Source organism: Streptomyces sp. WI03-4A, assembly GCF_033792105.1.
GTDB classification, from domain to species: Bacteria; Actinomycetota; Actinomycetes; order Streptomycetales; family Streptomycetaceae; genus Streptomyces; species Streptomyces collinus_A.
Genome location: NZ_JARAUO010000034.1, coordinates 70,275 through 92,121, shown reverse-complemented (window position 1 = coordinate 92,121; position 21,847 = coordinate 70,275). Strand labels below are relative to the sequence as shown.

Sequence of the window (21,847 nt, the reverse complement as noted above, 5' to 3'; positions counted from 1 at the left end):
ATTGTCCCTCGCCCCCGAGGACGTACCCCGGGACGCGGAACCGCCCGCCGATCGCGCCGGGGCGGATCGACGGGCGGAACCGTGCAGCGGTGTCGCGGCCTACAGGAACGAGTTGATCTCGATCGTCTCGTCCCGGCCCGGGCCCACACCGATCGCGGAGATCGGGGCGCCGGACATCTCCTCCAGCGCCTTGACATAGTTCTGGGCGTTCTTCGGCAGGTCGGAGAAGGACTTCGCCTTGGTGATGTCCTCGGACCAGCCGGGCAGCGTCTCGTAGACGGGCTTCGCGTGGTGGAAGTCGGTCTGCGAGTACGGCAGTTCCTCGACCCGCTTGCCGTCGATCTCGTACGCCACGCAGACCGGGATCTGCTCCCAGCCGGTGAGGACGTCCAGCTTGGTGAGGAAGAAGTCGGTCAGGCCGTTCACCCGGGTCGCGTAGCGGGCGATGACCGCGTCGAACCAGCCGCAGCGGCGGTCACGGCCGGTGGTCACGCCCCGCTCGCCGCCGATCCGGCGCAGCGCCTCGCCGTCCTCGTCGAACAGCTCGGTCGGGAAGGGACCGGCGCCGACCCGGGTCGTGTACGCCTTCAGGATGCCGATGACCCGGCTGATCTTCGTCGGACCCACGCCGGCACCGGTGCAGGCGCCGCCCGCGGTCGGGTTCGAGGAGGTGACGAAGGGGTACGTGCCGTGGTCGATGTCGAGGAGGGTGCCCTGACCGCCCTCGAACAGGACGACCTTGTCCTCCTCCAGCGCCTGGTTGAGGACCAGCACGGTGTCGGTGACGTACGGCTTGATCTGCTCGGCGTAGCCCAGCAGTTCCTCGACCACCTGGTCGACGGCGATGGCACGCCGGTTGTACAGCTTGGTCAGGAGCTGGTTCTTGACGTCGAGGGCCGCCTCGACCTTCTGGGTCAGGATCGACTCGTCGTAGAGGTCCTGGACCCGGATGCCGACACGGTTGATCTTGTCGGCGTAGGTCGGGCCGATGCCACGTCCGGTCGTACCGATCTTGCGCTTTCCGAGGAAGCGCTCCGTGACCTTGTCGACGGTCACGTTGTACGGCGTGATGACGTGCGCGTTACCGCTGATCAGGAGCTTGGACGTGTCAACGCCACGCTCGTTCAGACCGCTCAGCTCGGAGAGCAGGACCGACGGGTCGACGACGACACCGTTGCCGATGACCGGCGTACAACCGGGAGAGAGGATTCCGGAAGGGAGGAGGTGGAGTGCATACTTCTGGTCGCCCACGACGACCGTGTGGCCGGCGTTGTTGCCGCCCTGGTAACGCACTACATAGTCCACCGAGCCACCGAGCAGGTCGGTCGCCTTCCCCTTGCCTTCGTCACCCCACTGAGCACCGAGCAGCACAAGTGCGGGCACGCGCGTACACCCCTTCCGGGCGGGGCATGTCCAAGGTCGGGGGCTTGGGCGTAAGGTTCACCGCCGCGCACCACCGCGACCGCCTTTGGTCGCACAACCGTCGGACCGGATGCCCCGGAATAGACGAAGCCCCTGGCGCAATAGCGCAAGGGGCTCTTGCACAAAGATGCTACCCGAGGAAGCGAGGCAGGACCGAGGTGGCGACCTTCGCGACGTCCGATCAGCTGCTGGTGATCATCGATCCGGCGGCACGGCACAGGGACGGGGAGTCCGTACGGATCGCGAAAGACGTGCTCAGCGCGGGTGCGACCACCAAGGTGTGTCTGCCGGACGGGCCCGAGGAATTCGCCCGGGCACTGGGCCGTCGGGGATCCCGGCGCCCGGTCGTGATCGGCGACGACCGGGCACTGGTCCGCGCGGTGACCCTGCTGCACCGCCACCGTGAGCTGGCCGGATGTGCGCTGTCGATGGTGCCGGTCGGGGAGGCCGCGCTCGCGGAGTCCCTCGGTGTGCCGGCCGGCGCGGTGGCGGCGGCCCGTGCCGTGCTGGACGGGGCGGAGCGGCGCCTGGACCTGCTCGTGGACGACAGCGACGGCGTGGTCCTGACCGCGCTCGGCATCCCGGCGGCGCCGGTGCGGGCGGCTTCCGCCGAACCGGTGACCGTGGCTGCGGAGCGCCCCCGGCTGCGCACCCGCTACCGCTCCCTGGTCCGCACCCTCGCCCCGCGCCCCACCCGCCTCGCCGCCGTCCCGGCCCCCGGCCCCTCCCGGCTGCGCGTGGAGGTCGACGGCGACACGGTCGTCGACCTGGACCAGCCGGTGGAGGCGGTGTCGGTGACCCCCGGCAGCCACGGCATCGCCGAGGTGGAGGTACGGCCCCTGTCCCTGGGCGCGGAGGCCACCCCGCTGCGCGCCTCGGGCCGCTCGGTGACGGTGGTCGGCGCGGACTTCCGCTACCGCGCGGACGCGGCGGTCGCGGGCCCGGTCCGCCGCCGCACCTGGACCGTCCGCGAGGACGCCTGGGCCCTGACCCTGCCCGCCCCCGGGTGACCCGGGGGCGCTGGGCCCGCTGATCACCTCAGCTCGACGTCCAGGCCCTCCAGGCCGCGGATCACGAAGTTCGGCTTCCGCTTCGGCTCCCCCGCCAGGCTCAACGTGGGGGCCCGCTCCAGCAGAGCGGTCATGGAGGCCGCGAGCTCGATGCGGGCCAGCGGGGCGCCGATGCAGTAGTGGATGCCCGCGCTGAAGGAGATGTGCGGGTTGTCCCCGCGGGTGACGTCCAGCCGGTCCGGGGCGGTGAAGACGGACGGGTCGTGGTTGGCGGAGCCGAAGAGCATGGCGATCTCCGCGCCGCGGGGGATCGTGGTGCCGTCGATCTCGATGTCGTCCAGGACCCAGCGCTCGAAGAGCTGGAGCGGGGTGTCGTAGCGCATCAGCTCCTCGATCGCGGCCGGGACCAGCGAGTGGTCCGCGCGCAGCGCCGCGAGCTGGTCCGGGTTGCGGAACAGCGCCCACCAGCCGTTCACCGTGGCGTTGACGGTGGCCTCGTGGCCGGCGTTGAGGAGCAGGACGGCCGTGGAGATCATCTCCTGCTCCGTCAGCCGGTCGCCCTCGTCATGGGCCGCGATCAGGCCCGAGATGAGGTCGTCGCCCGGGTTCTTGCGCCGCTCGGCGATCAGCTCGCGCAGGTAGCCGGAGAACTCGACCGACGCCCGCACGGCCCGCTCCGCGGAGTCCCCGGGCGGGTTCAGCTCGTACATCCCGCAGATGTCCGCCGACCAGGGCCGCAGCGGCGCCCGGTCCGACTCGGGGATGCCCAGCATCTCGGCGATCACGGCCACCGGCAGCGGCTCGGCCACGTCCGTCAGCAGGTCGCCGCCGCCCGCCGCCACCAGGCCGGCCACCAGCTCGTTCGCCAGGTTCCTGACGTACGGCACCAGCGCCTCCACCGTGCGCGGGGTGAACGCCTTCGACACCAGCCGCCGTATCCGGGTGTGGTCCGGCGGCTCCAGGTCGAGCATGCCGTGGTCGTTGAGGGTGTGGAACGGCTCGTGCTCCGGAGCGGGCGGGGTCCGGCCGAAGTCCTCGTGGGTGAACCGGTGCTGGTAGGTGCGGCCCAGCCGGCGGTCCCGCAGCAGCGCCGAGACGTCCGCGTGGTGCGGGACCAGCCACTGGTCGGTCGGCTCGTACCGGATCACCCGGCCGCGCGAGCGCAGCTCGGCGTAGGCGGGGTACGGGTCGGCGAGGAACGCCGGGTCCCACGGGTCGAAAGCGAGGTCGGAAGGAGCTGCCATGGACGGACGCTAGCCCGGCTCACCCCGGCGTGACCAGCCTCGCCTCGTACGCGAACACCGCCGCCTGGGTGCGGTCCCGCAGCCCCAGCTTCACCAGGATCCGGCTCACATGGGTCTTGATCGTGGACTCGGCGACCACCAGCCGCCCGGCGATCTCCGCGTTGGACAGGCCGTGCGCGATCAGCACCAGCACCTCCGTCTCCCGCTCCGTCAGCTCCCCGTACGCCGCCTGCGCCGACGGCATCAGGCCGGGCGCCTCGGCGAGCCGGGAGAACTCCGTGATCAGCCGCCTGGTCACCGAGGGCGCCAGCAGCGCCTCCCCGGCCGCCACCACCCGCACCCCGTCCGCGAGCTGCCGCGCCGAAGCGTCCTTCAGCAGGAACCCGGAGGCCCCGGCGCGCAGCGCCTGGTACACGTACTCGTCCAGGTCGAACGTGGTCAGCACCAGCACCTTGGCCGCCGCGTCCGCGGCCACGATCTCCCGGGTCGCCTCGATGCCGTTCAGCTCGGGCATCCGGATGTCCATCAGCACCACGTCCGGGGCGAGCTCCCGCACCCGCTCGACCGCCTCGCGGCCGTTGACGGCCTCGCCGGCGACCTCGATGTCCGGCATCGCGTTCAGCAGGACGGAGAAGCCCTCGCGGACCATCATCTGGTCGTCCGCGATCAGTACGCGGATCGTCATGCCCCGTCCTCGCTCGCGGTCGCCCCGGCCGGCACCGGCAGGAACACGGTGACCTCGTGGCCGCCGTCGGCCGCCGGGCCCGCCGTCATCTCGCCGCCCAGCATCGAGACCCGCTCCCGCATCCCGGTGACGCCGTGCCCGGCGCCGGGCGAGGGCTTGACCAGGTGGGGCGCGGGCGGCGGGCCGTTGACTATGCGCAGGCCCAGGCCGCCGAGGACGTACCCGATCTCCACCCGGGCGTCCGCCCCCGGCGCGTGCCGCAGCGTGTTGCTCAGCGCCTCCTGCACGATCCGGTACGCCGACAGCTCCACGCCCTGCGGCAGTTCGCGCACCGCGCCGGTCACCGTCTTCGTCACCTCCAGGCCGGCCTCCCGCACGTTGGCGAGCAGCGCGTCCAGGTCGGCGAGGGTGGGCTGGGGGGCGTCGGGCGCCTCGTAGTCCTCCGCGCGGACGACTCCCAGCACCCGGCGCAGCTCGGTCAGGGCCGCCACCGCGTTCTCCCGGATGGTGGCGAACGCCTTCTCCAGCTCCGGCGGCGGATTCTCCACCCGGTAGGGCGCGGCCTCGGCCTGGATGGCGACCACCGACATGTGGTGGGCGACCACGTCGTGCAGCTCGCGGGCGATGGTGGTGCGCTCCTCCAGCAGGGTGCGCCGGGAGCGCTCCGCCTCGGTCACCGTCTGCTGGGCGGTGACCTCCTGCTGGGCCTCGCGGCGGATGTGCCGGACGGTGACGGCGAGCAGGATCAGCGCGGAGAGGATCAGCATCGGGCCGACGTCGGTGCTGTAGTGGTCCCAGCCGAAGAGGCTCTCGGCGACGAAGCCGTAGGCGGCGGTCATCACCCACATCCAGGCCGCCGCGCGGGGGCGGGTGCGCAGGGCGACGACCGTGAGCACCACCAGGTGGGTCAGGAAGCTGCCGGGCAGCCACGGCCAGTCGCCCCAGCCGCTCACGCCGCCGAAGACCAGCGCGACCGTGGACGCGGCGAGCGAGCACCAGAACGCCCCGACCGGGCGCACCAGGGTCAGCAGCACCGGCCCCAGCGCCAGCAGCCCGCACAGCAGGGACGCGAGTCCGGCGCCCGCCGTGCTCGCCAGGGCGAAGAGCATGGCCACCACGCCGAGGGCGACGACCACGGCGTGCGGGGCCCAGGCCGCGTACTCGCGCAGGCGGCCCGAGCCGCGCGGGGCGGACGGGCCGTCCGCGCCGGCCCGGGGCAGCGGCCGGTAGGCGAAGGCGTCGTGGAACAGGTCCTGCCGCAGCCCGCGCAGGGCGTCCGCGGCCAGTCGGTACTCCGGGCTGCGCTGCTTGGTCGCACCGCCCCGCGGCACCGACCGCGTCTGGGTCGTCTCGGTCACGTGCCACACGGTAGGCCGGAACGAGTACGCCGGTCGTCACCAGTGAGAAGGGTTCTACGGCGTCCTTCTCAGGTACTACGGGCGCCGACCGGGGGCCGGGTGCGGTGTCCTGGGGCGGGGGTCAGTAGCCGGACGGGCGGACCAGGCCCGACTCGTAGGCGAAGACCGCCGCCTGGGTGCGGTCCCTCAGGCCCAGCTTCACCAGGATGCGGCCCACGTGGGTCTTCACGGTCTGCTCGGCGACCACCAGCCGTCCGGCTATCTCCGCGTTCGACAGGCCCTGCGCGATCAGGGCCAGGACCTCCGTCTCCCGTTCGGTCAGCTCGCCCACCCGCTGTCTGAGCGGGAGGCGCGGGGAGCCGTCCAGGCGGGAGAACTCGGCGATCAGCCGGCGGGTGATTCCCGGGGCGAGCAGCGCGTCCCCGGCCGCCACCACCCGGACCGCCTCGGCGAGCTGGTCGGCCGAGGCGTCCTTCAGCAGGAACCCGGCGGCCCCCGCGCGCAGCGCCTCGTAGACGTACTCGTCCAGGTCGAACGTGGTCAGCACCAGGACCCTGATGCCCGGGTGGTCGGCCGTGATCAGCCGGGTCGCCTCGATGCCGCCCAGCTCGGGCATCCGGATGTCCATCAGCACCACGTCCGGGGCCAGTTCGGCGACCTTGGCGACGGCGTCCCGGCCGTCCACCGCCTGCCCGATCACCTCGATGTCCGGCTTGGTGTTGAGCAGCACGGTGAAGCCCTGCCGGACCATCTGCTGGTCGTCGGCGATGAGGACGCGGATGACACCGGCGCTGCCTGCGGTCATGAGGTCAGTTCTCCTGTCGGGCGGGGTGGGGGCTACTGCGCCGGCGGGGCCGTGAGCGGGGCGCCGTCGCGGGGGAGGAAGGCCGAGACCGCGAAGCCGCCGCGCGGGGTCACGGCCGCGGTGACGTGACCGCCGAGCATGGCCGCGCGCTCCCGCATGCCGAGCAGCCCGTGCCCGGCGCCCGGAGAAGGCGGGACCGGCCGTGCCGGCGGCGAGTTGGTCACCGCGAGGCGCACGCCGTCCGGGAGGTGCGCGACCTCGACCCGGACCCGGGAACCCGGCGCGTGCCGCAGGGCGTTGCTCAGCGCCTCCTGCACGATCCGGTACGCCGACAGCTCCACCCCGGGAGCGTAGGGCCGCGCCCTGCCCTTGGTCTGGGCGGTCACGTCCAGGCCCGCCGCGCGGGTGTTCTCGATCAGCGCGTCGAGCCGGTCGAGGGTGGGCTGCGGGGCGTCCGGGGCCGCGCCGCCGCCTGGGGCGCCGAGACCGTAGGGGTCCTCGGGGTTCTCCGAGCGCAGCACGCCGAGCACCCGGCGCAGCTCGGTGAGCGCCTCCAGCGCGTTCTGCCGGATGCCGTCCAGGTTCTCGATCAGCTCCGGCGTCGGGTCCGTGACGAGGTGCGGGGCAACCTGCGCCTGGATGGAGATGACCGACATGTGGTGGGCGACCACGTCGTGCAGTTCGCGCGCGATCCGGCTGCGCTCCTCCAGCAAGGTGCGGCGGGCCCGCTCCTCGCTGGTCAGGGTGGTCTGCTCGACGAGTTCGGCGCGCGCCTCCCGGCGGCCGCGCAGGGCGGTGCCGAGCACCACGACGACCGTGCAGAGCACCACCGTGACGACCCCGGTGGGCTGGTAGTCCCCGCCGCCCCACACGCCTTCCAGGAGGTAGGTGAGCAGCACGGTCAGGGACAGCGCCTCGACCGACACCCGGGTGCGCACGCGCAGCGCGAGCAGCAGCAGGACCAGCAGGTGGGCGATGATGCCGGCCGCGGTCCAGGGCCAGGTGAACGACGCCCCGGCCGCCGAGTCGAGACCGCCGTGCACCGCGACGGCCCCCACCACGGTCGCCGTCGTCGACAGCCACCAGCCGGCGACCGGCCGCGACAGCGCGAGGACGATCGCGCCGCCCTGCCCGAGGCCGATCGCGAAGGCCGGTCCGAAGGGCAGCCGCCCGTGGTCCCCGAGCTGGGCCGTGGCGCCGAGCGTGACCCCGAACGCGGCCAGGCACAGCAGGCCGTGCGGCAGCCAGCGCAGCCACACCGAGGCGGGCAACGGATCGGGGCGGAGTGTCCACAGGTCGTCGTGCAGCACCGCCAGCCGGCGCCGGGCCCAGTCCGTGAGCACCACGAACACCCGGCCCCCCGTCTCCGTCACGCGGACCACCCTAGGGCTTGTCGCCGAAGTGGGCTCAGGCACGGCGGATCGCCCGCGCGGCCTTCCCGTCCCCGGCCCGGTGCACCCGGACCACCCGGGAGCGCCCGCGGCCGGTGCCGGCGGGACGGCGCCGCGAGCCCTGTTCCCAGGACCGGAACGCGGTCCGGCACAGGGCGAGCACCAGGGCGAACACCGGCAGCCACAGCAGCCGGTACGCCACCCAGTCCAGGCCGTCGGGGACGGTGTGCAGGCCGGGCAGGCGGCCGGCCCGCAGCGCGGTGGCGGTCGTGGCCATCAGGGCCGTCTGGTGCCACAGGAAGATCGTCATGGCGGAGAGGTTGACCAGGGCCACGGCCGCCCAGGCGAGCGGGCGGCGCATCGCCGCGCGCAGCCGGTCGCGCAGCAGCAGGGCGAGCCCGCACTGGGCAAGGCCGAAGGTGACGGCCGCCAGGGTCGGGGGGTTGAGGTTGGAGACCGGGTGGCCCGGCACACCGACCATCGACGCCGGGTAGCCCGCCCCCAGTACGAGCGCGGCCGTGGCCGTCGCACCGCCGAGCAGCAGCACGAAGGCCGCCCGCCGGGACTCCAGTTCGCCGCGGGTCCAGGCGGCGCCCAGGGTGTACGGGACCAGCCAGCCGGCCGCCAGGTTCACCCAGCCCAGCCAGGAGGGGCCGACGTGCAGGCCGAAGCGGAGCAGGTCCACGTGCGCGACGACCGCCAGCGGCCAGAGCGGGCTGAGCCGGGCGACCAGCGGGGTGGCCGCCGTCAGGGCGGCGAAGACCAGGAGGAACCACAGCGGGGACAGGGCCAGTTTGACCAGCGTGTGCAGGGTGCCGAAGGGGGTGCCGGTCAGCAGCAGGGCGGTCGCCGCCACCGTCCACAGGGTGAGGAGGGCGAGGACCGGCCGCAGCAGGCGGCTCAGCCGGCCGCGCAGCCAGGCGCCGTACGGCACGCCGCGGGCGCGGGCCGAGGCATGGCTGCGGGTGGCCACATGACCGCCGACCAGGAAGAAGACGGCCAGGGTCTGGAAGGCCCAGGAGACCGGGGCGAGCCAGGGCAGGTGCTGCAGCGGGCTCGCCGCGCGCAGCGTCCCGTCGTCCGCGACCAGGGCCGTGACCAGCCAGTGGCCGAGGACGACGCCGAGGATCGCGAAGGCGCGCAGCGCGTCGACCGCGCGGTCGCGGGACGCGGGGGTGGCGGCGTCCACCCGGTGGGCACCCTGGCGTATCGCGTGCAGCGCGCGGCGCGGGCCGCGGGGGGCCGGCTCAGACACGGGTCACCTCCGAGGTCTCGCCGAGGGTGATCCGGGCCAGGTTGGTGAGGGAGGCCGAGCCCGGGGTGAAGTAGCCGCTGTGGTCGGCGCCGGCCGCGTCGAAGACCCGGGCGCCGAAAGCGCGGGAGACGGGGTCGGTGCCGAAGCCGACGGTGGTGAACAGCAGGTCGGCGCGGACGTGCGGGACGTGCGCCACCCAGTCGCCGGTGCCGCGGGCCGCCCAGATCCGGGCGCGGGTGCGCAGCCCGGCGGCGGTGCCGGCGCCCGTGCCGGGGCTGCCGACGAGGGCGATGTCGTCGGCGTCCAGGCCGGCGGCGGCCCGGCCGCAGACCACCGAGCCGTAGGAGTGGCAGAGCAGGGAGAGCCGGGACCCGGCCGGTGTCAGCGCGCGCAACTGCCGCACCAGGGCGCGCAGTCGGGGGGCGGCGTGCTCGGCGCGGGTCGTGGTGGTCACCGTGGCGCTGACGGTGCCCGGGGTCCGGTAGCCCAGCCAGGCGACCACGGCGACGCGGGTGCCGGCGGGGGCGCGGCGGAGGAGGTCCCGGTACAGGGCCGCCGCGGCCCGGTGGAAGCGGCCGTAGGTGTCCAGGGAGGTGTCGGAGCCGGGGACGAGGACCGCCACCCGGTCGGCGGCCGCCAGGTCGCCGAGGACCTCGGTGGCGAGGCCGGCGCCGCGGCCGTCGTAGGCGAGCAGGTGCCGGGAGCGGGCGGCCAGCGCGCGGTCGGCGGCGGCGCGGTGCCCGTCGCCGTGCGCGGCGGCCATGCGGGCCGCCTCGGCGGCGTCGGCCCGGTTCGCCTCGTACGCGGTGTGCAGGGTGGCCGGGGTGAGGGGGCCCACGGCGGCGGGCGGCGGCGCGGGGATCCCGGGGCGGGCGGCACCCGCGAGCGGCACCACGAGGGCGGCGGTCAGGAGTGCCGGGATCAGGGCCCGGCGCGCGGTGCGCGCGGCCCGGCGCAGGGTCCTCCGCGCGGTCTTCTCCGTCGGCGCCCGCCCCATGCTGGTCCTCCCCCGTACGCCCGGCCATCGGGCTTGTACGACAGGGAAGTTAGGGAACGGGGGCCGTCGACCGCGTCCCGCTGGAGAGCCGTCCGGCGGCGTAGCTCTCAGGTACTACGGGTATGACCGGGGGCGCCCCCGAGGGGGCCGGACCGCGGACCGGGAACGTGCCAGGCGCGACACCGGCCTTTCTCACCAGGCCAGTTGGGCGATCTCCTCCGCCACCACCGCGCACGCGTCCGCCGCCGGGTCGATCAGCGGGAAGTGCCCGACGTCCTCCAGCAGCGTCAGGCCCACCACCTCGCCGGCCTTGGCCGCCGCGTCCGCGTAGGCCTCGGCCACCGCCTGCGGCACGTCGAGGTCGGCGCGCCCCTGGACCAGGGTCGTCGCGATGCCCGTCGGCAGCAGCAGCGCGGGGTCGGCGTACGGCTGCCGCTCCGCGAACCGGTCGTGGCCGCCCAGGAGTTGGAGGGAGGCGTTCCCGCAGACGTCCAGCTTCTCGGCCATCGCGAGGTCCGCGATCGGGGCGAGCGCGACCACGCCGCGCAGCGGCGCCGGGCCGTCAAGGCGCCACGGGGCGCCGGCGGGCAGGACATGGCGGGCCGCGGCCCACAGGGCGAGGTGGCCGCCCGCCGAGTGGCCGGTGAGGACCGTGCGGCGCTGGTCGGCGCGTGGGAGCAGCTCGCGGGCCAACGCGGGCAGCGCGTCCAGGGCCGCCGCCACGTCGTCGAAGGTGTCGGGCCAGCGGCCGGCCAGGGGGGCCGGGGCCGCGCCGCTCTCGGAGCCGGTGTTCTGCGCGGGGATCTGCGGCTCGCCGCCCCTGCGGTACTCGACGTTGGCCACCGCGAAGCCCCGGCGGGCCAGGAAGTCGGCGAAGGGGGTGATGTGGCGGCGGTCGTAGGGCTCCCGCCACGCACCGCCGTGCAGGACGACGACCAGCGGGGCGAGCGGGGTGTCGGTGCGCGGGACGTAGAAGTCGATCACCTGGTCGGGGTGGTCGCCGTAGGCGGCGGTGGCGTCGGGGTCGACCGGCGGGTGCGCGAAGGCCGACTCCTCCTCGGCGGCGGCGCGGGCAGCGGCGTCGTCGTCCGGCATGCTCCAACCTCTCAGCGGCGAAGGGAGGCCTCCCGGGCCTTCGGCACCGGGGGCGGTTCAGGCGGACCGGGCGGGCATACGTCGTCGGCCGTTGGCCGGGACGGTACCAGGCCCGTGACGTGCGGGGGCGGGACGCGGTCGCACCCCGCCCCCTCCGGTCCGGTCGCGCTAGCCGAGCACCTCGCCCAGCACCCGGGCCGCCCGCTCGGTGTCGGCGAAGCCGACGTACAGCGGAGTGAAACCGAAGCGCAGGACGTCCGGGTGACGGAAGTCGCCCACCACCCCGCGGTCGATCAGACGCTTCATCACCTCACCCGCGTCGGCGCAGCGCAGGGCGATCTGGCTGCCCCGCTCCGCGTGCGGCAGCGGGGTCACGGACTCGACCCGGCCCGGCTCGGTGTACGCGGCGACGCACTCCAGGAAGAAGTCCGTCAGCGCGAGCGACTTCGCCCGCACCGCGGCGACCCGCACGCCGTCCCAGACCTCCAGGGCCGCCTCCAGGGCCAGCATGGACAAGATGTCCGGCGTGCCGACCCGGCCGCGCGGCGCACCGGGCGCCGGGGCGTACGACGGGCTCATCCCGAAGGGCTCGGCGTGCGAGTTCCAGCCGGGCAGGGGCGAGTCGAAACGGTCCTGGAGCTCCTCGCGCACATACAGGTACGCCGGCGAACCCGGGCCGCCGTTCAGGTACTTGTAGGTGCAGCCGACCGCCAGGTCGACCCCGTGCTCGTCCAGCCCCACCGGCAGCGCGCCCGCGCTGTGGCACAGGTCCCAGACCGCGAGCGCGCCGCAGGCGTGGACCGCGGCCGTCAGGGCGGGCAGGTCGTGCAGGCGGCCGGTGCGGTAGTCGACGTGGTTCAGCAGGACCGCCGCCGTACGGCCGGACAGCGCCGACGGCAGCTCGGCGGGCGTCACCGGGCGCAGGGTGCGGCCGGTCAGCCGGGCCGCCGACTCGGCGATGTAGCCGTCCGTGGGGAACGTCGTCGCGTCGACCAGGACCTCGTCACGGTCCGTGCCGGCCATGCGGATCGCCGCCACCAGCGCCTTGAAGACGTTGACGCTGGTGGAGTCGCCCACCACGATCTGGCCCGGGGCCGCGCCGACCAGCGGGGCGATGCGGTCGCCGATCCGCTCGGGCGCCGTCCACCAGCCGCTCTCCTCCCAGGAGCGGATGCGCAGCTCGCCCCACTGCCTGCGGACGACGTCCTCGACCCGGCCCGGCACGTGGGCGGGCAGCGCGCCGAGGGAGTTGCCGTCCAGGTAGACCACGTCGTCCAGGACGAAGCGGGAGCGCAGCGGGGCCAGCTCGTCGGCCGCGTCCAGCTCCTGCGCGCGCGAGACCAGCTCAGACATAGGACCTCGCCGTCCACAGCTCGGGGAAGACGTTCTTGCGGGCACGCTTCTCCAGCCAGGCCACGCCCGCGGAGCCGCCGGTGCCGGTCTTGGCGCCCATCGCGCGGCGGGTGGCGACCAGGTGGTCGTTGCGCCAGCGCCACACCAGCTCGGCCACGTCCGTCAGCGCCTCGCCCAGCCGGGCCAGGTCGGCGTGCTCGTCGCCGGAGTAGACCGCCTGCCAGGCCGCCTCCACGGCGTCCGACGGCTCGTGGCGCAGGGTCACGTCCCGGGTCAGCACGGCGTCCGGGATCGCGTGGCCGCGCCGCGCGAGGAGCCGCACGACCTCGTCGTACAGGCTCGGCTCGTGCAGGGCCTTCTCCAGCTCCGCGTGGACGCGGGGGGCGCCGCGGTGCGGGACGAGCATGGAGGCGGACTTGTCGCCGAGCAGGAACTCCATCCGGCGGTACATCGCCGACTGGAAACCGGAGCCCTCGCCGAGGGCGCCGCGGTAGGCGTTGAACTGTGCGGGGGTGAGCTGGCCGAGCGGCTTCCAGGAGGCGTTCAGGGCCTCCAGTTCGCGTACGGAGCGCTTCAGCGCGGCGACGGCGGTCGGCACGTCGTCCGAGCGGAGCGCCTGCGCGGCGGTCTCCCACTCGTGCACGATCACGGTGAACCACAGCTCCATGACCTGGGTCGTGACCAGGAAGACCATCTCTCCGGGGTCGTCGGAGAGGGTGTGCTGGAGATGGGTGAGCACGTCCGCCTTGACGTAGTCCTCGTACGGCGTGGTGCCTGCGAAGTCGAGATGCGGGGTCTCGGGCTCAGCGGCCTCGTGAGGGAGGTGAGCCGGTTGGGACATCGCTGTCTCCTGTGTTACTCCGGGTAGCGGTCCGCCCCTGCCGATGCCGGCACGGGGGCCCCGGTCCCCAAGCGGAATCCTCCGTAATCCCCCCGGATACGGCAAGGCCCGTCTGCTGCCAGACGGGCCACACCGGTCGCACCCGTACCGGTCAGCCCAGGGTCTGGGCCGCCGTCGGGGAGGAGTCCTTCAGGAACTGCGAGCAGCGCTCGTACTCCTCCTGCTCACCGATCGACTGCGCGGCGCGGGCGAGGGCGTGCAGGGCGCGCAGGAAGCCGCGGTTGGGCTCGTGCTCCCACGGGACCGGGCCGTGGCCCTTCCAGCCGCTGCGGCGCAGCGCGTCGAGGCCACGGTGGTAGCCGGTGCGGGCATAGGCGTACGACTCCACGACCGAGCCCCGCTCGAACGCCTCGTCGGCCAGCTGGGCCCAGGCGAGGGAGGAGGTCGGGTACTTGGCGGCGACATCCGCGGATGCGGTGCCCTGCGCGAGCAGCTCGCGGGGCTCCGGGTCGTCGGGAAGGTGGGTCGGAGGCGGCCCGCCGAGAAGGTTCTCGTGAATCGTCATGCCCCCAGTCTCCCGCACTGGTAGCAGGGACACCCGCCCCCAGGGTCACGAGACAGCAGGCGTCGGCACCGAAAGGGGCGCGGGGAACTGCGCGACCGGCCCCCACGCACCCGCACCCGGCAGCGAAGACCCCGCCCCCTACCTCCCGCTCCGCTCCCCCTCCAGAGGAGGACTCATCACGTTCCCATGCCTCCGGCACTCGGGCCGCCGACACCCAGGCCCCGGCCTCCGCACCAGCGCGAACGCCAACGCCGACCCCACCACCAGAACCGCGGAACAGATGGGCATCGCACGATCGAACGCCGCGTCGAAAGCCGCGGGAACCCGATACGCCTCCGGCCCCATCCCCGTCAGCAGCGGCAGCGCCGCCACCGCGATCAGCCCCGCCGCCCGCGCCGCCGCGTTGTTGATGCCGCTGGCCAGTCCCGCCCGCGAGGTGTCGACGGAGGCGAGCACCGTGGCGGTCAGCGGCGCCACCAGGGCGACCATGCCCGCCCCCATCACCAGCAGCGCCGGAAGGACGTCCCGCAGGTAGTCCGCGTCCGGCCCCACCCGGAGCATCAGCAGCATCGCCGCCGCGCAGAGCAGCGGTCCGACGGTCAGCGGCAGCCGGGGACCGGTCCGGTCGGCCAGCGCGCCCGAGCGGGCCGAGAACAGCAGCATCAGGGCCGTCGTGGGGAGCAGCGCGGTCCCGGCCTGCAGTGCCGAGTAGCCCGCCACCACCTGGAGCTGGAGCGCGGTGAGGAAGAAGAAGCCGCCGAAGGCCGCGTACACGCACAGCGTCACCAGGTTGACCGCCGTGAACTGGCGTGAGGCGAAGATGTCCGGCGGCAGCATCGGGTCGGCCCGGTGCCGCTCGACCTGGACGAAGGCGACGGCGGCCACGACACCTCCCACCGCGCTCAGCCCGACCGCGACGGCATCGTGACCGGTCTGGCCGGCCTCGATCAGGGCGTACGTCAGCAGCGCCAGCGCCAGCGCGCCGAGGACCGCGCCGAGCACGTCGAACCGGGTCCCGGAGCGGCCCGCGTCGGACTCCGGGACGTGGCGCAGGGCCACCGGCACGCACAGCAGCGCCAGCGGCACGTTGAGCAGGAACACCCAGCGCCAGCCCGGGCCGTCCACCAGCCAGCCGCCCAGGAAGGGCCCCACGGCCGCGCCGATGCCGCCGAAGCCGGACCACAGGCCGACCGCCCGGCTCCGGTCGTCCGGGTCGAAGGACGCCTGGATCAGCGCGAGGGAACCCGGGGTGAGCAGTGCGCCGCCGATGCCCTGGAGGGCGCGGGCGGCGATGAGGACGCCGGGGTCCGGCGCCAGGCCGCACAGCAGCGAGGCGGCCGCGAACCAGACGACCCCCAGCACGAAGATCCGCCGGCGGCCGTAGCGGTCACCCAGCGAACCGCCCAGCAGGATCAGGCCGGCCAGCGTGACCATGTACGCGTTGACCGTCCACTGCAGCGCGCCCAGGCTCGCGCCGAGGTCGCGGCCGATCGTCGGCAGCGCCACGTTGACGACGGTCGAGTCCAGCATCGCCATGCTGGAGCCGAGGACCGTGGTGAACAGGACCCACCTGCCGCGGGGCGAGGCCAGCCGGACGTCGGGCATGCCTTCAGGTATACAGCGAGCCCGCCGCCCGGGTCAGGCGACGGGCTCACCGCGAGGTACCGCCACGGGCTACTTGATCTTGTTGCCCGCCGAGCGCAGGTTGCGGGTGGCCTCGACGACACGCTCGGCCATCGACGCCTCGGCCAGCTTGCCCCAGGTGCGCGGGTCGTAGGTCTTCTTGTCGCCGACCTCGCCGTCGACCTTCAGGACGCCGTCGTAGTTCTTGAACATGTGGGCGGCGACCGGACGGGTGAAGGCGTACTGGGTGTCCGTGTCGATGTTCATCTTGACGACGCCGTTCTCCAGCGCGGTCAGGATCTCCTGCTCGGTGGAGCCGGAGCCGCCGTGGAAGACGAAGTCGAACGGGGACTGCTTGCCGAACTTGGCGGACACGCCGTCGGCCAGCTCCTTCAGCAGCTCGGGGCGGAGCACGACGTTGCCCGGCTTGTACACGCCGTGCACGTTGCCGAACGAGGCGGCGAGCAGGTAGCGGCCCTTCTCGCCCAGGCCGAGGGCCTCGGCGGTGCGGATCGCGTCCTCGACCGTGGTGTACAGCGAGTCGTTGATCTCGTGGGAGACGCCGTCCTCCTCACCACCGGTCGGGGTGATCTCCACCTCGAGGATGATGTTCGCCCGGCGGGCCGTCTCCAGCAGTTCCTGCGCGATGGCCAGGTTGTCCGCGAGGGTCTCGGCGGAGCCGTCCCACATGTGCGACTGGAACAGCGGGTTGCGGCCGGCCTTGACGCGCTCCTCGGAGACCGCCAGCAGCGGACGCACGTACCCGTCGAGCTTGTCCTTCGGGCAGTGGTCGGTGTGCAGCGCGATGTTGACCGGGTACTTCTCGGCGAGGATGTGCGCGTACTCGGCGAGCGCGACGGCGCCGGTCACCATGTCCTTGCTGTACTGGCCGCCGAGGAACTCCGCGCCACCCGTGGAGATCTGGACGATGCCGTCGCTCTCCGCCTCCGCGAAGCCGCGCAGCGCCGCGTTCAGGGTCTGGCTCGAGGTGACGTTGATGGCCGGGTAGGCGAACTTGCCTGCCTTCGCCCGGTCGAGCATCTCGTTGTAGACCTCGGGGGTTGCGATGGGCATCTGTCCGCTCCTTGAGTGTGCGGGTTGGCGATCTGCGTACTACGGCCCTGACCTAGACCTAGGGTGTGACGTCATCGTCGTCCCCATCTTTCCAGACATGGACCGCTGGTCCATGCGCCGGTCAAGTCCAGGTCAATCCGGCGCGTCAGTCCAGACCCAGTTCATCCTTCGAGAAGGCGAACACGTACGGCACGCCCGCCTGCTCGGCGATCGCCTCGGCCGCGCCCGTCGCCCGGTCCACGATCGTGGCCACGGCGACGACCTCCGCGCCGGCCTCGCGCAGCGCCTCCACGGCCGTCAGCACGGAGCCGCCGGTCGTCGAGGTGTCCTCGACGGCCAGCACCCGGCGGCCCGCGACCTCGGCACCCTCGATCCGGCGCTGCAGGCCGTGCGCCTTGCCCGCCTTGCGCACCACGAAGGCGTCCAGCGTCCGGCCGCGCGCGTGCGAGGCGTGCAGCATGGCGGTGGCCACCGGGTCGGCGCCCAGGGTGAGGCCGCCGACCGCCTCGAAGTCCAGCTCCGCGGTCAGGTCGAGCATGACCTCACCGACCAGCGGCGCGGCCTCGCCGTCCAGCGTGATCCGGCGAAGGTCGATGTAGTAGTCGGCTTCCTTGCCCGACGACAGGGTCACCTTGCCGTGCACCACGGCCTTGTCCTTGATCTGCTGCAGCAGCGCGCCACGTACGTCCGTCATGGGGCACAGCTTAGAGGCGCCGCCAGCTCCAGGTGGTCGACGCCTCCAGCGGCTCCAGCGGTGTGACCAGGCGCGGGAGGGTGTTCAGCCCGTTGGGCGGTCCGGTCTGCGGCTCCACGCAGACGGCCTCGGCCTGCTCGTCGTAGACGACCACCCACTCCTCCCGGCCGGTGACCCGCAGTTCGAGCTGCCCCGGCCAGGTGAGGGTGACGTCGACGCCGCCGGGCATGCCGAAGCAGTCGTCCCAGGGGCCGGGCCGCGGGTCGAGGCGGTTGCCGGTGGGCAGGTGGTCGGCGCCGCGCTCCTCCTGCCAGGCGGGCTTGAAGTCGAGCCGCACGTCCTCGCCGCCGAGGCTGCGGTTGAACCACGGGTGCCAGCCGATCTGCGCCGGGAAGGAGTCGTCGTACGCCTCCACGGACATGGTCAGCGTCAGGCTGTCCTCGGCCAGCGCGACGACGTGCGTGACCCGGCCGCGGTGCGGCCAGGGGTCGGTCAGGTCGTGGGTGATGACGGCCTCGTCGGCCGAGGTGCGGGCGGTGCGCCAGTCGCCGTCGCGCGCGGTGCCGTGGATGGCGTGCGGCGGGGAGTTGAGGGGCATCTGGCGCAGGGTGGCGCCGTCCATGAAGCGGCCCTCCCTGATCCGGCCGCACCACGGCACCATCGGGAAGCAGCCGTAGCGCTCGCCCTGGCGCAGCAGCTCCACGCCGCCGATCCGGAGCCCACCGATACGGCCGCCGTTGCCGGGCCGCACGCTCACTTCCGCGTCGCCCGCGGTCAGCGTGATGTCTTCGTTACTCACGTGTCGACCCTACTGGGGCGATCAAGAGGGCGTCCGCCGGCCGGGCGGTGCGGGACAGGCCCTAGGGGTGGCGTCGGCGCAGGGCGCGGCCCAGCACGATGGCCGAGGCGACGGCCAGCGCGGCGGCGGGCGCGGCCCAGCGCAGGGCCGCCTTCCCGGCGACGGTCTGCGGGGCCGGCACCGGGGCGTAGCGGCCGCGCGGCGGCGCGTGGTCGACCTCCTCCGCGCTGCGGCCGATCATCGTGCGGCGCGCGTGCGCGGCCTCGGCGGGCGGCTCGCCCGTGGCGTCGAAGCCGGACCTGCGGTCGGTGTCCGGGTCCGCCTCGCGGTCGAGGGAGGGCGGGGGCACGTCGGTGTCGAAGACGGAGCTCGGGCCGGACTCGCCCTCGCTCCCGGGGCCGGTGCCGGGAGGCGGTGCGGAGTCGGGCTCGGAATCGGGCTCGACGGTGTGTCCCGTGTCGGGGGTCCGCCCGGACGCGGACCCGGACACGCTCCCGGCCTCCGAGTCGGCCTGGCCCGCCGCCTGACCGTCCCCGCCCGCCTGGCCGTCGGGGGCCGCCTGGCCGTCGGGGTTCGCCTCGCTGTCGGGGCCGTCCTCGTCCGGCCGGCTCTCGGACAGGTTCTCCAGGAAGCGGCTCAGCAGGCGGGTGACCGCCGAGTGGACCGCGTCCGAAGGCAGTTCCGCGATGCGTCCGTCCGCGTCGGCCGTGCCCTCGACCGTGACGGTGGTGCCGTCCCCGCCGTCGCCGCCGGCCGCCCCGCCGTCCGTGAGGCGCAGGGTGAGGGCGAGTTTGACGGTGCCGGTGCCGCGGGCCTCGGCGGCCTCGCCGTCGACGGCGTAGGTGCCGTCCGCGCGGGGCGTGAGCCGGACGGCGCCGCGATAGGTGACGGAGTGGCCGCCGACGCGCAACTTCAGCCGCCCGGTCACGGGTTCGGCCCCGGCGTCCTGCTGGAGCCCGGGGACCGCACGCGCCACCCGGGCGGGGTCGGCGAGGGCTTCTCTGAGCCGGTCGGCCGGAACCGGGACGAAGACCTGGTGCTCCATGTCGGCTGAGCCTACCCAGGAGTGAGGGGAACGTACCCCCCTTCAGTACCGCGGATGCACCAGCGTCGACGCCGGCAGCCCGCCGATCCGCGTACGCCGTGCCGCCAGACCGTCGGCCGCCAGCCCGCGCGGGGTCAGGGTGTGCGGTCGCGGCCCGCGCGGGTGCAGGCGCAGCGGCGGCGCCGTGGCGCCCGGGGCGGCCAGCAGGAAGCCCCAGTCGTGCGGGGCCCGGGGTTCCCCGGCCGAGCGGTCGGGGCCGGCCGGGAAGCCGGGGTCGCGGCCGAGCACCCGGTAGGGGGAGAACCCGAAACCGGACGCGCGCAGCGTCGCGGCCACCGTCCAGAAGACGCGGGGGCGGGTGGCGACGGGTCCGGCGTGCACCACCAGGCGCCCGTCGGCGGCGAGGACACGACGCGCCAGGCCGTAGAACTCCTGCGAGTAGAGCTTCGTGCTGGCCGTGATGCCGGGATCGGGGAGGTCCGCGATCACCACGTCGTACGGGACCGGTGGCGCCGCGCGCAGCCAGGTGAGCGCGTCGGCGGCGGTGACGTGGACGCGGGGGTCGTCGTAGGCGTGGCCGTTGAGGGCGGACAGGCCGGGGTCGGTGCGGGCCAGACCGATCAGTTCGGCGTCGAGGTCGACGACGTCGACGCGGCGCACGCCCGGCTGCCGCAGCACCTCGCGGGCGGCCAGGCCGTCACCGCCGCCGAGGACCAGCACGCGGGCATGCGGCCCGGTCATCGCCGGCCGGACCAGCGCCTCGTGGTAGCGGCGCTCGTCGCGGCCGCCCACCCGCAGCCGGCCGTCGAGGAAGAGGTCCAGGGGACGGCCCCGGGTGCCGCCGGCGAGGACGACCTCCTGGACGCCGGTCTGCACGGCGACCCGGACGTCCTTGCCGTACACCGCGTGGCGGGCGGCCCGTTCGAACTCGTCGGCGAGGGCGGCGGCGGTGGCGAGGACGCCGAGGACGGTGAGGCCGACGAGGAGCAGGGTCCAGCGGGCACGCCGGGTCAGATCGCGGCGGAACAGGCCGAGGACCAGGGCGCCGCCGGCCACGACGTTGACCGAGCCGGTGCACAGCGCGCCCGTGAGCTGGCCGAGGAACGGCAGGAGCAGGAACGGGAAGGCCAGCCCGCCGACGAGGGCGCCGACGTAGTCCGCGGCGAACAGGTCGGCGACCGCGCCGCCCGCGTCCTGCCGGCGGATCCGCTGGATCAGCTCCATCAGCAGCGGCACCTCGGCGCCGACGAGCAGGCCGATGGCGAGCGAGAAGGCGACCAGCAGGCAGCGCGGCCCTTCGGCCCAGATACCGCCCCAGCCGCCGGTCCAGGCGAAGACGGCGTAGAGCGCCATCGCGCTGCACCCGCCGACCAGCGCCAGGACGATCTCGATCGCCCCGAAGCCGGCGGCCGCGTGCCAGCGCAGCCGTTTGGCGGCGAGCGAGCCGATGCCCATCGCGAAGACCATCACGGACAGCACGACGGAGGCCTGGGTGACCGAGTCGCCGATCAGGTACGAGGCGAACGCGACGAGTTCCAGTTCGTAGACGAGTCCACAGGCCGCGCAGACGAAGACGCAGACGAGGACCAGGAACCGCCCGGTGCCCGGCCGTACGGGCAGCCGTGCGGGACCCGGCCAGGGCGGGGCGGCCGGGCGCGCGGGGGCCTGCGGTTCGATCACTCTGCGACGTTACGTCACATCACGGGTACGCTTCGTCACCCACACGTGTGGATCTCGCGGCAGTCGGCGTACGGCTGGTTTATGTCGTCCTAACGTGACGAGGTCCGGGGCACCCGCGCCCCGACCCGGGTCCGGGTGGCCACCAGCTGTCCGTCCTGCGGGTAGGCGTGCCAGGTGCGCCAGTGCACCTGGCCCTCGTGCCGCTGGGCCAGCATGGCGGTGAAGGCGTGCGGGCTGCCGGGGAAGACCCCGGCGAGGCCGTGCGGGTGCTCGGAGACCAGGGCGAGCAGCTCCTGGGCCCGGCCCGCGAACGAGCCCGGCGTGAGCACCTCGACGCGCGCGGCGAACTCGTACTCCCAGTCCCCGACCCGCTTGGCGACGCCCAGCGGCAGCGGGGTGCTGGAGCCGGGGATGCAGGCGACCGTCTCCGAACAGTCGCCCCGCTCCTCCTGGAGCAGCACCTGGTGGGACGCGCCGAGCAGCCTCAACTGCAGTTTCGCGCCGGTCAGTTCCAGGTCGAGGGTGGCCAGTGCAGGCAGCGGCTCGCGTCCGAGGGCCCAGGCGAGGTCGGCGGCCCGCGTATCGGTGTAGGAGGTGTTCAGGGTCGTGAGCATGGATCGGCTCCGCTAACACGCGCAGAAGAGGGGGAGATCGGCCATGTCAGCCCGGTCAGCCCAGCCGGCCCGGCCGGGGAGGGGAGTCTGCGGGACGTCCGATGGGCTGCGTAGGTGATTTAGAGGGAATCATGAACAGAGGCGTCACCACAGCGTTTTTACCCAACTTCGTGGGGTTTCCATCCCTCAGAGGGCCCCACAGCTCAACTGTTCAACTACGCCGTGCCGGCCGTCTCCCCCGACGCCCCGTCAGTTGCCGCCCCCGCACCCGCCGCCACCGCAGGACGAGCCCCCGCC

Annotated in this window: 20 protein-coding genes; 1 reads left to right on the top strand and 19 read right to left on the bottom strand. The window is 73.9% G+C overall.

Annotated elements, in window-relative coordinates; all coding sequences use genetic code 11:
- Positions 1-99: 99 nt before the first annotated feature.
- Positions 100-1,383, bottom strand: a complete 1,284-nt coding sequence (locus PV343_RS28705; protein ID WP_020941292.1) for an adenylosuccinate synthase — start codon at positions 1,381-1,383, stop codon at positions 100-102.
- Positions 1,384-1,580: 197 nt separating this feature from the next.
- Between PV343_RS28705 and PV343_RS28700 the strand changes: the two genes are divergently transcribed.
- Positions 1,581-2,432, top strand: coding sequence for a diacylglycerol kinase (locus tag PV343_RS28700; protein WP_319149900.1), 852 nt, complete (start codon positions 1,581-1,583; stop codon positions 2,430-2,432).
- A 23-nt stretch (positions 2,433-2,455) separates the two neighbouring features.
- Here PV343_RS28700 and PV343_RS28695 read toward each other — a convergent pair whose 3' ends face one another.
- The 18 genes from PV343_RS28695 to PV343_RS28610 form a co-directional block, all read right to left on the bottom strand.
- Entirely contained in the window at positions 2,456-3,676 is a 1,221-nt protein-coding gene (locus PV343_RS28695; protein ID WP_319149899.1) for a cytochrome P450, read from the bottom strand.
- 19 nt (positions 3,677-3,695) lie between these two features.
- On the bottom strand, positions 3,696-4,361 hold the full coding sequence (locus PV343_RS28690) for a response regulator transcription factor (protein ID WP_319149898.1): 666 nt from the start codon (positions 4,359-4,361) through the stop codon (positions 3,696-3,698).
- The gene (locus PV343_RS28685) at positions 4,358-5,719 is read right to left on the bottom strand and encodes a sensor histidine kinase (RefSeq protein WP_319149897.1); all 1,362 of its coding nucleotides are present in this window, start codon (positions 5,717-5,719) and stop codon (positions 4,358-4,360) included. Before PV343_RS28685 ends, PV343_RS28690 begins: the two co-directional genes overlap by 4 nt.
- Positions 5,720-5,840: 121 nt before the next feature.
- Entirely contained in the window at positions 5,841-6,524 is a 684-nt protein-coding gene (locus PV343_RS28680; RefSeq protein ID WP_319149896.1) for a response regulator transcription factor, read from the bottom strand.
- Between the two features lie 32 nt (positions 6,525-6,556).
- Positions 6,557-7,897 carry a sensor histidine kinase gene (locus PV343_RS28675; RefSeq protein ID WP_319149895.1) on the bottom strand — a complete coding sequence of 447 codons (1,341 nt, stop codon included), beginning with the start codon at positions 7,895-7,897 and terminating at the stop codon, positions 6,557-6,559.
- A 34-nt stretch (positions 7,898-7,931) separates the two neighbouring features.
- Complete coding sequence (locus PV343_RS28670) at positions 7,932-9,170, bottom strand: acyltransferase family protein (protein WP_319149893.1); 1,239 nt, start codon at positions 9,168-9,170, stop codon at positions 7,932-7,934.
- Positions 9,163-10,167: an alpha/beta hydrolase gene (locus tag PV343_RS28665; protein WP_319149892.1), complete on the bottom strand. Its 1,005-nt coding sequence runs from the start codon at positions 10,165-10,167 to the stop codon at positions 9,163-9,165. Before PV343_RS28665 ends, PV343_RS28670 begins: the two co-directional genes overlap by 8 nt.
- 192 nt (positions 10,168-10,359) lie before the next feature.
- Positions 10,360-11,262 carry an alpha/beta hydrolase gene (locus PV343_RS28660; RefSeq protein ID WP_319149891.1) on the bottom strand — a complete coding sequence of 301 codons (903 nt, stop codon included), beginning with the start codon at positions 11,260-11,262 and terminating at the stop codon, positions 10,360-10,362.
- A gap of 168 nt (positions 11,263-11,430) precedes the next feature.
- A complete protein-coding gene (gene kynU, locus PV343_RS28655) occupies positions 11,431-12,615 on the bottom strand; it encodes a kynureninase (RefSeq protein ID WP_319149890.1) in 1,185 nt (394 codons plus the stop codon).
- Positions 12,608-13,456, bottom strand: a complete 849-nt coding sequence (locus tag PV343_RS28650) for a tryptophan 2,3-dioxygenase family protein (RefSeq protein WP_319149889.1) — start codon at positions 13,454-13,456, stop codon at positions 12,608-12,610. The genes kynU and PV343_RS28650 overlap by 8 nt, the downstream gene beginning before the upstream one ends.
- 151 nt (positions 13,457-13,607) lie before the next feature.
- A complete protein-coding gene (locus PV343_RS28645; RefSeq protein WP_317444529.1) occupies positions 13,608-14,021 on the bottom strand; it encodes a DUF3151 domain-containing protein in 414 nt (137 codons plus the stop codon).
- A gap of 138 nt (positions 14,022-14,159) precedes the next feature.
- Positions 14,160-15,626, bottom strand: coding sequence for an MFS transporter (locus PV343_RS28640; protein ID WP_319149887.1), 1,467 nt, complete (start codon positions 15,624-15,626; stop codon positions 14,160-14,162).
- A gap of 69 nt (positions 15,627-15,695) precedes the next feature.
- The gene (gene fbaA / locus PV343_RS28635) at positions 15,696-16,718 is read right to left on the bottom strand and encodes a class II fructose-bisphosphate aldolase (RefSeq protein ID WP_319149886.1); all 1,023 of its coding nucleotides are present in this window, start codon (positions 16,716-16,718) and stop codon (positions 15,696-15,698) included.
- Positions 16,719-16,863: 145 nt separating this feature from the next.
- The gene (gene pyrE / locus PV343_RS28630) at positions 16,864-17,412 is read right to left on the bottom strand and encodes an orotate phosphoribosyltransferase (protein WP_020941272.1); all 549 of its coding nucleotides are present in this window, start codon (positions 17,410-17,412) and stop codon (positions 16,864-16,866) included.
- Between the two features lie 10 nt (positions 17,413-17,422).
- Complete coding sequence (locus PV343_RS28625; RefSeq protein ID WP_319149885.1) at positions 17,423-18,211, bottom strand: aldose 1-epimerase; 789 nt, start codon at positions 18,209-18,211, stop codon at positions 17,423-17,425.
- 61 nt (positions 18,212-18,272) lie between these two features.
- Positions 18,273-19,256, bottom strand: a complete 984-nt coding sequence (locus PV343_RS28620) for an SRPBCC family protein (RefSeq protein ID WP_319149884.1) — start codon at positions 19,254-19,256, stop codon at positions 18,273-18,275.
- 42 nt (positions 19,257-19,298) lie between these two features.
- The gene (locus PV343_RS28615; RefSeq protein WP_319149883.1) at positions 19,299-20,936 is read right to left on the bottom strand and encodes a polyamine aminopropyltransferase; all 1,638 of its coding nucleotides are present in this window, start codon (positions 20,934-20,936) and stop codon (positions 19,299-19,301) included.
- A gap of 89 nt (positions 20,937-21,025) precedes the next feature.
- Positions 21,026-21,550, bottom strand: a complete 525-nt coding sequence (locus PV343_RS28610) for a DUF2617 family protein (RefSeq protein ID WP_319149882.1) — start codon at positions 21,548-21,550, stop codon at positions 21,026-21,028.
- Between the last annotated feature and the right edge of the window lie 297 nt (positions 21,551-21,847).